The organism is Rothia sp. HSID18067 (assembly GCF_003989445.1).
GTDB classification, from domain to species: Bacteria; Actinomycetota; Actinomycetes; order Actinomycetales; family Micrococcaceae; genus Rothia; species Rothia aeria.
In genome coordinates, this window is the sequence record NZ_RBMF01000002.1 from 527,485 (window position 1) to 542,269 (window position 14,785).

At 56.8% G+C, this 14,785-nt stretch carries 11 protein-coding genes and 2 riboswitches; of the genes, 3 read left to right on the top strand and 8 right to left on the bottom strand.

All coding sequences use genetic code 11. The features are described from left to right. Position 1 precedes the first annotated feature (1 nt). The 8 genes from lanM (D8M23_RS07285) to D8M23_RS07320 form a co-directional block, all read right to left on the bottom strand. Positions 2-3,061: a type 2 lanthipeptide synthetase LanM gene (lanM, locus tag D8M23_RS07285; protein WP_126854247.1), complete on the bottom strand. Its 3,060-nt coding sequence runs from the start codon at positions 3,059-3,061 to the stop codon at positions 2-4. Positions 3,062-3,102: 41 nt separating this feature from the next. After that, positions 3,103-3,291, bottom strand: a complete 189-nt coding sequence (locus D8M23_RS07290; RefSeq protein ID WP_006888468.1) for a hypothetical protein — start codon at positions 3,289-3,291, stop codon at positions 3,103-3,105. 695 nt (positions 3,292-3,986) lie between these two features. Further along, the gene (gene lanM, locus D8M23_RS07295) at positions 3,987-6,995 is read right to left on the bottom strand and encodes a type 2 lanthipeptide synthetase LanM (RefSeq protein WP_126854248.1); all 3,009 of its coding nucleotides are present in this window, start codon (positions 6,993-6,995) and stop codon (positions 3,987-3,989) included. 29 nt (positions 6,996-7,024) lie between these two features. After that, the gene (locus tag D8M23_RS07300) at positions 7,025-7,237 is read right to left on the bottom strand and encodes a bacteriocin (protein ID WP_006888586.1); all 213 of its coding nucleotides are present in this window, start codon (positions 7,235-7,237) and stop codon (positions 7,025-7,027) included. 783 nt (positions 7,238-8,020) lie between these two features. Beyond that, the gene (locus D8M23_RS07305; RefSeq protein WP_126854249.1) at positions 8,021-8,533 is read right to left on the bottom strand and encodes a hypothetical protein; all 513 of its coding nucleotides are present in this window, start codon (positions 8,531-8,533) and stop codon (positions 8,021-8,023) included. Between the two features lie 113 nt (positions 8,534-8,646). Beyond that, positions 8,647-9,288 (bottom strand): hypothetical protein, encoded by a 642-nt coding sequence (locus D8M23_RS07310; RefSeq protein WP_238693805.1) that lies wholly within the window; start codon positions 9,286-9,288, stop codon positions 8,647-8,649. Between the two features lie 56 nt (positions 9,289-9,344). Then, positions 9,345-9,782 (bottom strand): YchJ family protein, encoded by a 438-nt coding sequence (locus D8M23_RS07315; protein ID WP_274543021.1) that lies wholly within the window; start codon positions 9,780-9,782, stop codon positions 9,345-9,347. A gap of 136 nt (positions 9,783-9,918) precedes the next feature. Further along, the gene (locus tag D8M23_RS07320; RefSeq protein ID WP_004006498.1) at positions 9,919-11,346 is read right to left on the bottom strand and encodes an LLM class flavin-dependent oxidoreductase; all 1,428 of its coding nucleotides are present in this window, start codon (positions 11,344-11,346) and stop codon (positions 9,919-9,921) included. Between the two features lie 104 nt (positions 11,347-11,450). Then, a riboswitch (SAM riboswitch) is annotated at positions 11,451-11,560 on the bottom strand. Positions 11,561-11,736: 176 nt separating this feature from the next. After that, positions 11,737-11,819, top strand: a riboswitch (SAM riboswitch). Between the two features lie 4 nt (positions 11,820-11,823). On the opposite strand from D8M23_RS07320, the gene D8M23_RS07325 reads away from it, so the two are divergent. The 3 genes from D8M23_RS07325 to D8M23_RS07335 all read left to right on the top strand — a co-directional run bounded on the left by D8M23_RS07325 (position 11,824) and on the right by D8M23_RS07335 (position 14,742). Then, positions 11,824-12,645 carry an ABC transporter ATP-binding protein gene (locus tag D8M23_RS07325; protein WP_126854252.1) on the top strand — a complete coding sequence of 274 codons (822 nt, stop codon included), beginning with the start codon at positions 11,824-11,826 and terminating at the stop codon, positions 12,643-12,645. A gap of 112 nt (positions 12,646-12,757) precedes the next feature. Next, positions 12,758-13,807, top strand: a complete 1,050-nt coding sequence (locus D8M23_RS07330) for an aliphatic sulfonate ABC transporter substrate-binding protein (RefSeq protein WP_126854253.1) — start codon at positions 12,758-12,760, stop codon at positions 13,805-13,807. Between the two features lie 2 nt (positions 13,808-13,809). Next, positions 13,810-14,742, top strand: a complete 933-nt coding sequence (locus D8M23_RS07335) for an ABC transporter permease (RefSeq protein WP_023133601.1) — start codon at positions 13,810-13,812, stop codon at positions 14,740-14,742. Positions 14,743-14,785 lie beyond the last annotated feature (43 nt).

The following is a 14,785-nucleotide window of genomic DNA, read 5'->3' on the forward strand; positions in this document are numbered from 1 at the left end:
TTTACCGGTCCTCACTCACGTCAGGAATGACGGGGGTGTATAAACGCCCTCCCCCTAAACGGTGAGCCAGCCACGACAGTACCCCGGAGGTACCCACCAGCAGTGACGGGGTCAGTGAGTACCGTGAAGACTTATCGTCAAGTGTCGCGCGAATAACTGAGGGGCCGTACCCGTTTTTGACGGCTGCACGGATATCCTCGGCACCGGGCACATCGGGAACGCGAGCAATAATCCAGTTGAGCACCTCCAGGGTTCCTAAATCCCCGTGGCACAACGTCAAGTTACTCCTAGTTCCGGTACGGAACGCGTACTGCACCGCCCGGTCGAGCTCAGTACGCGGGGAGAACTCCGGCATCCACACGTGTACGGCTGCGAGTGCAAGAGCGATACCCGCAGAGCCAGAGCACCATGTGCCGCCGGTGTGCGCGTCGCCAGTGCCGCTGCGTTCGGAGAGCTGGGCCCGCCAGCCTTCCGCGCACCTGAAACTGTTCAGCCGCTGCAGGAGAATCTTCACAGCATGTTGAGCGCGCCCAGGTGTGGGCATCTCCTGCCCCCAGCGGGCCAGAGCAAAAATTGACCCGCTCACACCGTAGGCGAACCCGCTCACATTCCACCAGTTCTCCTCAACCCGGCCAGCGACAATATCCAGGGCGTGCTTTTCGAGTACCTCCAGCAGGGCGGTGCGGTTGGTGGTGAGGTTATACCCCAGAAGTAGTGTGGCGGCGCCTACCTGGTTATCCAGGTACCCCGGCATCGGATGCTCCACCTGCTCCATACGGGCGGCAACCCGGTCGCCAAGCATAATGGCGGCTTCTTTCAGCCGGGGGTCGTCCAAGTACTCTGCGGCGCTGGCAAGTGAGAGCGCGATACCCGCCTCACCGCCTGAGACACCGTCGCAGGTCTCCGGGGGAATGCTAAAGAGCCTCTTGTCGAAGACATCCTGCGCTATCGGGTCTAACACACGGTGCGCAGCCTTAGCGTACTCCGCGTTTCCTAGCGTGTGTGCTGCCTGGGCTAGGGCCATCGCAGGCCCGACCGACCCGGTGTACAGGTCTATCCCAAGAACCGTGGTTTGCCATGCACCAATATGCTGCTGCCAGAGCCCGGGGTTAGGTGCGAGCCACGTCCGGGAGTCTTGCTCGCTGCCGCCTAGGCGCAGAGTGCCCGTCAGCTGGTCTGCGATCGCGGTGCAAAGCTCCCGTTCGTGCTGTTCGTCTTCCCCGGCGGAGAGTAATTCTGCCGGGCTATTGGCCAGGGTGTTCGCCGGGTAGGGTGAGATGAAGGCGGCCCAGATCTGTTGGAGCTGCTCCTCTAGGTCATTCTCGTCAAGGGCGGCAATATGCCGCAGGGTTTCTTCCAGGGCGCTGCCTTTAATGCTGAGCCCCACCGGTTTGCCCTCAAACGATACGATGTCAGAGCCATCCGTCTGGTGCATGAAGAAGGGTACGTCGAACCGCCAGAGAGCTTCCGCTTCAGCCGCAACCATATCCAGGGGGCGGTTGTGGCTTAGGGTGGCGGCGCGCAGCCCTACCGTGGCGAACACTTCTTGGGATGCGAGCGCCTCAGGACTGCTGAGCATCTTAAGGATTTGGGTGTAAAACCTGGTTGATTGCAGCAGGGCGCGAAGCATCAGCCCGGTAAAGTTCGTGCGAACCGCCTCAAGCATCGCCTCGCGGTGCTCACAGATCCATTGGTGCATCTGCGTAAACCCTCGGGCGAAGGCACGGGCACGGGCAGCTTCATAGAGACGCCGCTCTTCCAGCACCTCAGCGCTGGATTCGTCGCCGACGAGTGCCACCATGCTTGCCGCTTCTTGGTTCTCCTCCGGGGCTGGGGCCGGTTCGCGGTTCATCCGGGCGGCAGCATCGTCCCGGAAGGGACGCTCAACAATGACCTCATTAAACGGGTCATTCCCTTGCTCCCCGTGGAGGAAGCCGACGTCACGGTACCCCAGGGAGGCGTCGCGGCGCGTAATACGGGTGGGCAGAAACGCGCTATTGGAAATCCCACGGAGTTTTCGCAGGTGGGCGCTGCCTTCAGGCGGTTGAGGGGTGTCGTCGGCGAGGATGTATATGGGGTGAAGCACCGTCTCAAGGTCAATTGGCACGGGCCCGGTGTCCAGGGGGATCAGGTTCTTGGCGTGCATATCTTTGCCCTGCAATGCGTAGAGCAAACCCGCTAGCCGGCCGGAGGCTTCTAAGAAGTCTTCGCCTGAGAAATCTACCTCCTCAGCTTTAATAAACTCCATGAAGCCGTAACCCTCACCCTGGACTACCCGGGCGGCACGCATAGCGGGTGCCCCCTGCTCAGTAAGGTCTTGAACGATCTGCCAGAATGCTCGCTCGCCCTCAACGTTGCGTGATTTGTAGACCACTGTGCCCTGCGTGAACTTAAGGAGGCAGCCAGCACGCCCGCCGCCGTAACGAGTTCGGGGCAGCCCAAAAGATTCAAGCTGAAGTGGTGCGGCATCCGTGGTGTTCAAAAGCTCACGGATATCGTTTTCGTGGGTGCGGACACGCTCGAAAATCTCGGCGATCATCGCGTGAAATTGCTGCACCGTCACCTGGTGGATACGGTTCAGAAGTGGGTAGCTTGCGTGGAAGTCATCGCTTAGTTCTTCGTGCCAGCGGCGGCAGTAGTCTTCGTAGCGCCCTTCCGGTGTGTCTGCCTGCAATAGCCCCTGCGCAGAGGCCTTTTTAATGTGGGCAACCAGTGGTCTGAGGTAGAAATTGTTTAAACGCGCCGTTAGGTTATCCAAGAATTGGTTGGTTAAACGGGGGATCTGCGACGTTACAGCGTAGCCCGATGAGGTGATGGCGTGTTCGACGTTTCCACGTTCATTCTCCGCCAGTTGGGCGATGAGCGCGTGGAACATGGAGGGTTCAGCAGTCGGCCCCAGTGCCGAAGACACCGGAGCCGACAACCGTACAATAAAATCGGAGTCAGGCGCTTCGGATGCGGTGGTGCCTATCCGTTCTAGTAACAAAGTGCTAGATACGTAAGATGCTAGGCGTTGGAATTGTTCCTCATCCAGTTCAGGAAGAAGTTCCCTGATTAACACCTGAATTCTCCTTATCTATCGTATTTACTTATCCTCTGGATTTAGGAGAAGCTGCCGCCCCAGAAGCCAAAGCCGTAGCCGTAGCCGCCGCAGCCGCCACCGCAGTAGCCGCCACCGTAGCTGCCGCCACCAACGGAGCTGTAGTAGCCGCCACCGTGGGAGCCGCCACCGTTAACCTGACCGAGTTCCTGATCGGAGATCTCTTCCAGAAGCGTGATATCCTTGGGCATGGTTATCCTCCTTATGTATTCCTGAACCAATTTCAGGAATAGTATTATCGGTGTCAGTTTGATGTTTTACCATCAAACTCTAGCTGGGTTCCGCAATGACAACGTTCCAAGGCGCCACATTGGAACCCACCTCCTTTTCATCTGGGTGTTAGGTAACCCAAATAAAAAGGAAACTTGTAAAGTTTTAATTCCCCAGTGGGGCTTTAATGCATAAACTAACCAGTCACCTCTGACAACATTCCATCGCTAAAGAAATGTGTAGCGGAAATAGGTATTCTAAAGAGCTGTAAATGTGTTCGTCAGTAAGGCAAAGTCCAATTTCAGATCACGCCACACACTGCGTCGTACATGCTGCCTGCACTATTTTGGCGCAACAACATGGCCGCCACACAGTAGAGTAGCGCTACGTCATGTGGAAACTTTAGGATGCTTGAGAGTGTAAAACTTTCCCTATCAAATTTAGGGGCCCAATATCAGTTTTCGGAAGCTCTCAACGCTACCTATTCTTTGCATCTTCAATAGAATACCCGCAATAAATTTTCGTCCCTGTAATAAATCTATTGCGTTTCTGGTTAGCTACTCAACTATAACAAATCCCCGGGGTAGGTGCAATAGATTTTCTGGGAAAATCAGAGTATTCCACCCTCAATGAGAAGTGTTATCCGTTACACCAAAATAACCCCGAGCACTGCCCATTAGTGAGCCTCGGCCGAGTCAGGAACTATGGGGGTATATAAGCGGGTATCCCCTGCCCGGCGAGTCAACCACGACAGCACCCCGGAGGTGCCCACCATCAGAGAAGGAGTCAGAGAGTAACGAACAGATTTATCGTTCAGCGTCTCACGCAGCAGGGAAACGTTATAACCGTTCTTGACGGCATTATGGACGGCCTCTGCAGTGGACACATCGGGGACGTGCGAGACCACCCATTCAAGGACGTCAAGGGTTCCCAGGGCACCGTGGCAAGAGGTGAAGTTACGCTTGGTTCCCTCCTGCAGGGAACGCTGGACCGCACGGTCAAGGCTCGCGCGGTTAGAAAGCTCAGGGAGCCAACAGTGCACAGCCGCTAAGGCTAAGGCGACACCCGCGCTACCGTGGCACCAGGTGCCGTCGTGGGCGCTTTCCCCAATAGGTACCCGCATCTGCCAGTATTCCCCGTTATCAAGCTCATCCAAGCGCTTCAGCAAAGTGGCGACTGCCTGCCGGGCACGCTCTGGTGAGGGCATGTCTTGGCTCCACCGGCTGAGGGCGAAAATTGACGAGCTCATGCCGGTGGCAAACCCGCTCTGTGCCCACCACGCATCATCAATACGGCCGGCAATAATGTCCTGGGCGTGCCGGTCTAATACAGCCAGCAGCGTCTGACGGTCGGTAGCCAGCTCATGCCCCAGCAGAAGAATTGCCGCGCCCACATGACCGCTCAGATAGCCGGGGGTTGGGTGCTCCGCCTTCGCTATACGTGCAGCCACCTGGTTCCCCAGCTCAAGAGCGGCATCTTTTAGCCGCGTATCACCAAGGTAGCGGGCGGCACCAGCAAGAGTGAAAGCGATACCGGGTTCACCGGCAAAAGCCATGTCGCGTATATACTCAGGCAGCTTAAGCGGCTTTTCCTCTGAAAGAATAGTCTCAGCTAGCGGGTCGAATACGCGGTGAGCAGTTTCAGCATATTCTTGGTGCCCCAGCACGTGTGCTGCTTGCGCTAACGCCAATGCAATACCCACTGAGCCGCCGTAGAGATCCGTCTGCAAAACATCAGTATTCCAAATGCCATGATGATGCTGCTGACTGCTCGGGACAGGGCTAACCCACGTCCACGGATCCTCCGGGGCGGTGCCTGAATGAACCGTAGCCGCCAGCCGGTCGGCGATCGCGGTGCTGAGTTCACGCTCTTCCCGCTCTCCCCCACGACCCTGCCGGATGTCTGCCGGTTCATCCGCTAGAGTATTCGCAGGGTACGGGGAGATAAAAGCAGACCAGATCTGGTTCAGCTGCTCGTCAAGGTCGTCTTCGCCCATGTGGGAAATGTGGTTAAGAGTCTCCTCAAGAGCGCTGGTTTTAATGCCCAAGCCCACCTCTTGCCCGTCGGGTGTCATGATCGCGGTACGATCGGCCCGATGTTTAAAGAACGGGATATCGAGCTGCCACAGTGACTCTACTTCTGCTAAGACCAGTTCCAGGGAACGATCGTCGTCAAAGGCTGCGGTACGTAGCGCCACTGTCGCAAAAACACTTTTAGAGGATAACGCCTCGGGGCTGCCGAGCATCCGTACCAGCTGCTCGTATTGCATGGTAGGCTGCAGCACGGCCCGAAGAGTCAGCGCAGCACATTCGCTGCGTACCAGCTCCAGCATAGCGTCACGGTGCTCACACACCCACCGGTACATTTGCTCAAACCCGCACACAAACCCGCGGGCACGGGCGACCTCCGTGGCGCGCCGTTTCTCAAGGGTGTGGGTATCCGGATCGTTGCCCTGTTGAGGGCCGCCGAGGTCAGAATACCGGACAGACCGGACAATAGCATCATCGCGGAAAGGTTGCTCAACTACCGTACCTTTGAAGGGGTTTGCCCCCTGCTCACCCCGGATAAAGCCAATATCAACATACCCTTTTGAGGGGTCTTTACGTACCAGCCGGGTGGGCAGTAAAGCGCTGGTGCAAATACCGCGTTCTTTATGTAACAAAGCGCTGTTGTCAGGCATGTCTGCTTTACCATCGTTCAGAAGGTGTGAACAGTGCAGTATTGTTTCGAGGTCAATAGGGACAGCACCCTCGCTCGTTGGGATGAGGTTCTCCTCGTGCATATCTTTACCCAGCAGAGCATAGAAAAGAGCTGACAGCTGCCCCGAAGACTCTAAGAATTTTTCGGCCGTGAAGTCTACGTCTTCTCTCTCAATAAACTCCATGAACCCGTAGTCTTCACCCTGAACGACCCGGGCGGCACGCATGCGGGGAGCGCCCTGTTCCGCAAGTTTCTGAACGATCCTGTAGAACGCCCGTTCACCATCAACGCTACGTGGTTTATAAGCCACCGTCCCCTGACTAAACACCAGCAGGCAGCCGGTGCGTCCACCGTTATGGTAGTCACCCGCCATAGTGAGAGACTCAAGGGTGAGGGACTCAGCATTTTGCGCCCCTAAAAGCTCACGAATGCCGCTTTCTTGGGCCTGGATTCGCTCAAAAAGCTCCGCCACTATAGCGTGGAATTGGTGCACAATAATACTGTGGACCCGCCGCAGAAGAGGATAGTCAGCATAGAAACCATCCATGAAATCTTTAGGCCAGCGGCGGCAGTAGTCTATGTACCGCTCTTCCGGGGTGCCCCCTTGCAGCAGCCCTTCAGAGGAAACTTTCTTAATATGGGCGACCAACGGCCGAATATAGAAATTCGCCAGGCGCACCGTGAACTCATCAAGGAGCCCACCAACAATGTTTGGGAAGTGTTCTTTATCAACATAGTGTGAGGCACGAACAGCCTGTACTACGCGCTTATATTCACTCTCAAAAAGCCACGCAAAAAGCGTGTAAAACATAGCAGGTTCGGCCGTCGGCCCCAGTGCTGAAGGCACTGGAGCTGACGGCCGCCCAACAGGTGGGGAATCTGAGGTGGTGTCTAACCGGTCGAGTAAAGAAACGTCTGACACATCCGACACCAGTTGCTGGAACTGTTCATCATCCAGCTCAGGAAGAAGTTCCCTGATTAGCACTCAGTATTCCCCTTGTCTATGTTTTGTTATTAGCAGGAGTAGCCATACCCAACAGCAGCGTAGTAGTAGCCGCCGCCGCTGTAGCTACCACCGTAGTAGCTGCTGTTGCTGCCGCCATAGCTGCCACCGTAGCTACCGCCATAGCTGCCACCGTAGTATCCACAGCTGCTGTAACAGCCGCCGTTAACCTGCTCCAGCTCCTGGTCGGTCAGTTCTTCCATGAACATGGTATCCTTAGCCATGGTTATCCTCCTTATGAATTCCTGAATAGCCTCAGGAATGATTGTGGTTAATCAATAGTTTGATGTTTTCCATCAAACTTTGGCTGGGTTCCAAGATGACAACGTTCCAAAGGTGACAGCTTGGAACCCACCTCCTTTATTGCAGGGGTGCAACCCCCTCAAAAGGAAACTTATAGAGTTTTTAATGACCATTTTGGGTGGTCGAGAATAGAGACCTAGCCAGCAGTTCCCCAAAACATTCCGCTATTAAAAATTGCAGCAGAAAATAATTGCCGCTTAATCTTTAAAAGACTTGAAGAATGAGTTCGCTAGAAAAAGTTAAGCTCTCTATATTTGTCAGCAAAGTATATTTCCTCTACGATGATGCCTATCACCTAGCTACCACGCCACAATACACTTGCTCTGTGCATTAATAGCGCTATACTACGGCCACCACATCACAAAGTGGTGCGACATCAAATGGAAACTTAGGATATGTGAGAGTGTAAAACTGTTCCTATCACACAATAGGAGCCCAATATCAGCTTTCGGAAGCTCTCAATGCTATCCATTCTTTGCATCCTCAATAGAACACCCACAATAAGTTCTCGTCCCTGTAATAAACTTATTGCGACTCTGGCTAGCTCCTCAACTGTATCAAACCGCCGGGGAAGCACGCAATAGGTCTTCATCATAATTTCCAAAACTTTTCTCAAAGCCGAAGCAGGTTCGCGGAGTAATCATTATTTCCGCGGTAAATCCCCCTATTTACCCGGTGGTGCACACCAAAACTGACAGCAGCTTTCAAGAACTGCACAGCTCGCCCAGGATGCGCTGGGCTGCTTTTCGGGCACTCTCGCCAGCGGCGCCAGCCTCATAGGCGTGCAGGGCATCTGCCGCCACATGCAGGCGCAGCACCCGTGGAAGGGTGGAAACCTCACGCAAAATCACGTTCGCCCGCTCGGGAGGGGCAGGTTCCAGGCCCCAACTCGGGGCAAATTTTGCCAGGTCACTGGGTAAAATATAGGCATCGATCAGAGAAGTTTTCATCCCCGCAAGTTCGTGCCGAACCCCGGTGAGCGCGAGCGCATTTGCACCCGTTCGCAGCAGGTCACTCGTATCGTAGGGTGCCACATAGTAGTGCACGATCATCCCTGTGCGGTGCGTATACTGCCGGAGCGCATCGAGCCCGCAAGCGCAGAGGATGCGGGCGCGTTCAGCAGCGATGCGGCGCGCATCCGGGGTAAGCAGGTGCCCTCCCCCGTTGAAATAGAGGGCGAGCTCGTCGAAAGATTCCTGCGAGATAACGTCACTCATGGCATAAACATAGCAAACACAGGACTAGTTTTTGAGGCTTTCATTGAGGAAGCTCACAATGTAGTCAGGATTCAAGCTCTGCGCCCTGGGCTGGGATTTTCACCGTTTTCTGATCAGGCACGGCTTATGAGTCCTTTCACTAGGCGTTCCGCTTCCCGCTCGCTTCTCGGGTCTTTGGAAATTAGGAGATCAACTGCAACATGCAAGGGGCGAATCTTAGGTAACTCTTTGATTACGCGAAGAATAACGTTGGCATCCTGTGCCGGAACTTCACGCAGTGCGTAGATAAATTTCAGGGATTCGAGATTGTGGGGAGTCACATATGCTTCTACGGTAGCCCCGTAAATTTCCGAATATTCGTGGCTGACACCCGTAAGCGCTAATGTTCGTTCGTCCATCAAGTCATGCAGGTCAGCAGAAGGCACAGCATAGAATTGAAGTTTCGCATCTGCACGCACTGCATACTGCCTAAGAGCTTCTACCCCACGTTCGGAGAGGTTATGTGCACGTTCTTTGGCACGGCGGCGTGCATCGGGGGTAAGGGATGCACTGTTACCGTCAAGATAGGCGGCAAGTTGATCGAAGGATGACATCGAGATTTTGCGCCCATGTGCGGAGTGATGCTCGTGCGGGTTATCTGAAACCATCCACCGCCCGGCGATTTTTTGTCCACTCAAAGATCCTCGTTCAAGGCGTGCACGCACGCTTCGGGGGCTCACCCCGGCGTGCTGGGCATATTCCGCGACTGACATCATGGCAAAAACATACCATAAGAGGAATATTTCTGCCATACTGCCCGGTCGGGAGGAACTTAGCCAACCTCACCGTCCAGGTAGTACCAGGTGCCGTGCACTTTCTCGAAGCGAGATTTTTCGTGCATGGTGCCTTTCACGCGTTCTTTGGCGGACGTGCCGGGAACTGAGCGGTAGTACGCCACGAACTCGACCGTGCCCGCCGCATCGAAGGGACCACCCGAAGAGCCCAGAATATCCAGCCGGTACCAGCGCAACATTTCATCCAACGTTAACTCGGCGGGGCGCGTATGCGGGTGCCAGCTTGCCAGCAGGTAGGGCGCATCGTGCAGGGCGAAAGCGGTAAATCGCGAGCGCATCAGGGCCAGCGGTGTGGGCGCGTTCAGGGTTCCGGATGCGGCAAACTCGCCCAGGTACCGCCCGCAGCAGGCACCGTATACCTCGCCGCTTGTGCAGGGGCAGCGGGCTTGAGGGTCGTACAGGGTTGTTTCGCTCATGCACCCCATTCTAAACATGCGTGAAAAAGAGCCTTTATTCGAATAAAGCGGCCTTTTAATGCTTTATTCAAATAAAGGCTCTTTTTATCATCCCAGGAGGGAAGATTTTACAACCATGCGCGCAGGCGCAGCGGGTTTAGTTGGCGATAGCGCGTGCCGGGGTATCTGCCGTGGAGGGCTTACCCACGTAGGCGCCACGGTACTTCGCGGCCGGGTGCGAGTCTGCAACCTTAGTCTGTCCCTTACCGAACAGGCTTTCGCGCAGGGTCTCGCCCTCGTAGGAGGTGCGGTAGCGTCCACGCTTTTGCAGCTCAGGAACCACGAACTCGATGAAGTCCTCGAAGGAGCCGGGTGAAACGTGGTATGCCAGGTTAATACCATCCAGTCCGCCTTCATCAATCCAGCGTTCTAGTTCATCGGCCACCTGCTGCGGGTCGCCCACAATAACCTCGCCCATACCGCCGATAGTGCAGTGCTCGGCAATATCCTTACGCGTCCACTGCTTATCCTTGGCCTGCAGGGTGAAGGGAGTGAGGAAGGACTGAATCGACTCGGTCTTCACATAGTTGAGTACCTCGTCCTCGTCGAACTGGGAAAGATCCACGCCGGACCAGCCGCCGATAATGGCCTGCGAAGATTCCAGGTTCACGTACTTGCGGTACTCTTCGTACTTTGCCTTCGCCTTCTCTTCGGTCTCGTCCACAATGATGGAGAGCATCGCAAAAACCTTGATTTCGTCGCGGCCGCGGCCGTTCTCTTCGGCGCGGTCACGAATGCGGTCGGTAATAATGCGGGTCAGATCGGGGCGCAGCGCACCGATAAACACAACCTCGGCATGCTTGCCGGAGAATTTCTGCCCGCGGCTGGATGCGCCCGCCTGGAAAATCACGGGGGTGCGTTGGGGGCTGGGTTCGGTCAGACCCGCGCCGGGCACGCTGAAGTACTTGCCCTTGTGCTGAATCGGGTGCACCTTGGCGGGGTCGGCGTAGATGCCCTTCTCGCGATCCTTGACGACCGCGCCGTCTTCCCAGGAGCCTTCCCAGAGTTTGTAGCAGACGTCCAGGAACTCTTCGGCGAGTTCGTATCGGGTGTCGTGCTCAATCTGGGTTTCAAGGCCCTGACATTCGGCAGCAGAAGGCAGGTATGAGGTCACCACGTTAAAGCCCACACGCCCGTTGGTGAGGTGGTCAAGGGAAGCGTACTTGCGTGCGAGCGTGTAAGGCTGCTCGTAGGTGACGGCTGAGGTCACACCGAAGCCCAGGTGCTCGGTTACGGCGGCCATTGCGGAGATCTGCATGAACGGATCGTTCACGGGCACCTGCGCGCCGCCTTCGATAGCAGGTGCGGCGGAGTTCTTGTAAATATCGTAGATGCCCACAACATCGGCTAGGAATACGCCGTCGAAGAAGCCCTTCTCAAGGATCTGTGCCAGGTCAGTCCAGTATTTGATGGTGTTGTACTCGGTAGCCCGGGAGCGGGGGTGGCGCCAGAGGTCGAAGCTCTGGTGACCCACACAGGTCATGTCGAATGCGTTAACTGCGATGCGCTTCTTCTGCTCAGCCATCTACGTATCCTTTCGCGAATGTTAGGGTGTTCCTGCACCCCGCGCGCCGCCTCCTTATAGGTGGTGGCCTTCTTGGTGTTCCAAGTTGTGCAGGTGGCGCATTCGCGCCGTACTTGCTTCGTGTTCCTTGAAGCCAGATCATCATCTGGGGCACCCCGCTACGGGAGAGGGTTGCCGCCCGGCTAGCCAGAGCTTTACGCCGGGACTCATAATCCTTGCGTTTTGAGTGTATCCCCTCGCAGATGGGGGTGAACAGTATATGACGAACATTAATTTTTGTGACTCCGCACCGTAATATTTCGCATGAATCATGCAATATTTAGTCACCGTTAGTCACGGTACGTCATGTGTTTTCGCTGCAATGGCACGCTCCTCTAGGGTTATAGGCGTAACCCATCCAGAGCGACTGAGAGACCTGGCTCGACGACGTCGCAGCAACCCCTAGCGGGTGCTAACGCCAGGACCGATGGAAGTAACATGACACAGAATCACCACACCCAGCTACCCGCCAACGCCCAGACGATCACTTTCGACGCCGTCAGCCAGTCGTTCCCACAGTCCGGCAAGAACACGCACGAGGTGCTTCGCGAAGTGAGTTTTACCGCCGCCGCGGGAGAAATTATTTCGGTCATTGGTGCCTCAGGGTGCGGCAAGTCCACGCTGCTGCGGGCCGCCGCCGGACTGAACCGCATTACGGGCGGGCAGGTGCGCATCGGCGACACCCCGGTGAGCGGGCTTGATCAGCGGGTGGCAATCGGTTTTCAGGAGCCGCGCCTGCTGCCCTGGCGCACCGTCGCCGATAATGTGGCGCTCGGGCTGCCGCAGGGCATCCCAAAGACACGAGCGCAGGAGCGCATCCGCGAGCTGCTGCGCCTGGTGGGGCTCACCGACTACGCCACGCACCGCCCCCAAGAAATCTCCGGAGGAATGGCTCAGAGGGTTTCTTTGGCGAGGGCGCTGGCGCGTGAACCCGGGGTGCTGCTGCTGGACGAACCGTTTGGGGCGTTGGATGCGCTGACCCGCATTAAAATGCAGGATTTGCTGCTGGATATTCACCGGCAAGACCCGACCACGGTTCTGCTGGTCACCCACGATGTGGAAGAGGCGCTGTACCTCTCAGACCGGGTGATTGTGCTCGGCAAATTCGCGCCCAATGCGCCCGCAACGATCACACGTGTAGTCACCATTAGCGACGCTCACCCGCGTGATAGGGCCAGCAAAGAGCTAACTGCCCTGCGGGCTGAGCTGCTGACAGAGCTCGGCGTGGAAAAAGCCGATACCACCCCGGTTCCCGCTTAGGGCAGGGCACAGCCTCCCGCGTACACCCAGAGCCGCTGCGCGCCCCCTCTTAGTGAATAATTATTCACAATTTACTGTTTTCTTCACCCCATCAGACACCCAAGGATTACCCATGACAGCCATCACCAGAGCCGAAGCTCTTAAGGGCTTGCTGGCCTTCAGCGCCCTCACCACCGTTCTTGCCGGATGCGCCGGAGAAGGCGCAGGAACCCCCGGCGCGGGAGCCGCAAAAGGCAAAGACACCGTGACCGTGGACTACGCCACCTACAACCCGCTCTCCCTTGTTATTAAAAAGAAAGGGTGGCTAGAGAAGGCCCTGCAGGAAAAAGGTAAAAAGCTAGAATGGGTCAAATCAGCCGGGTCAAACAAAGCCAATGAGGCTCTGCGTTCGGGAAACATTGATGTGGGCTCAACCGCCGGTTCTGCCGCGCTGCTGGCCCGCGCGAACGGCTCACCCATTAAGGTGATTGACCTGTACTCGCAGCCCGAATGGTCGGCGCTGGTCACCACCAAAAACTCGAATATTCATGCAGTATCAGATTTAAAGGGTAAGTCGGTGGCGGTCACCAAAGGAACCGACCCGTACTTCCTGCTGCTCCAAGCGCTCAAGAAGGAAGGCATCGCGGCGAAAGAGGTAACCATCCAGAACCTGCAGCACGCCGATGGGCGGACCGCCCTCGATAACGGGCAGGTCAACGCCTGGAGCGGGCTCGACCCGATTATGGCCAGCGCGGAAATCGAAAGCCACGACGTGCTGTTCTACCGCAACCTAGACTTCAATACGTACGGGTTCCTCAACGCCACCGAGCAGTTCCTCAAAGACAACCCGGACGCGGCGCAAACCATCGTGAACGTGTATGAGTATGCACGCAAATGGGCGCTGGAAAACACTGCTGAAGCAACCCAGATTCTCGCCGACGAGTCCGGTATTAAGTTAGAAACCGCCAAACTCGTGATGGAACGAACCCACCTGAATATTGACCCAATCCCAGGGGACAAGCAGGTGCAGGTGCTCAAAGGTGTTGGCCCGATCCTCGTCGAATCCGGGGACGTCCCCAACCAGTCAGACATTGATAAGGCGCTGAGCAGCATCGTGGACGACACATACGCCAAGAAAGCCGACAGCGCCGCCATTGAGAACGTGAAGAAGACGGTGAGCTAGCCATGAGTGTAACCCTCGACAAAATTTCCAACGCCCCAGAACTTTCAGATACCCCCAAACACACGAAATCCGCAGCCGCAGAAACCGCCGCAGCCCGCACGGCAGCTGCCAGCACCGCTGCCGGGCGCACCCAATTGGCGAGCTCCCACCGCGGCCAGCCCCGGCCAAAGCGCGCCCTGCCTCTGGGTGCCAAACACTATGTGGGGCTTATCCTGCCCGCAGCACTCATCACGCTGTGGTACGTGCTGAGCACCGCCGGGGTATTCACCGCGGTGCAGCTGCCCTCCCCCACCCGCGTCATAGCCGCCGGAACCGAGCTGGCCCAACGCGGCGAGCTAGCAACCCACCTGGTAATCTCCACCCAGCGGGTGGTACTCGGGTTCAGCATCGGCGCGGTGCTGGGGCTGGTTCTGGGGGCGCTTATCGGACTGTGGGGGCCCGCGCGCATCGCCGCAGCACCCACCATTGGGGCGTTACGCGCCGTGCCCTCACTCGCCTGGGTTCCGTTGCTGCTGCTGTGGATCGGCATCGGCGAAAACTCTAAAGTAACACTTGTGGCAATCGGCGCGTTCTTCCCCGTCTACACCACCGTCTCGGCGGCACTGGCGCACGTGGATCCTAAACTTGTAGAGGCCGCACGCGCCTTCGGATACCGGGGCGTTAAGCTTTTCACTACCGTCCAGCTGCCCGCCGTGCTGCCGTCCGTGGTGTCGGGGCTGCGCCTGGCGTTAGCGCAGGCCTGGCTGTTCCTGGTGGCTGCCGAGCTATTGGGGGCCTCCATGGGCTTGGGGTACCTGCTCACAGATTCGCAGAACAACGGGCGCACCGACCGTCTGCTGCTGGCAATTGTGCTGCTGGCGGTGCTGGGTAAGCTCACAGATGCGCTCATTGGCGTGTTTGAGCGCTGGGTGAAGGCAAAATACCCTAGCAACTAGGCGCCTTAGCCGTGCGGCGCCCCGAAAGGAAACCTTGGTGAAG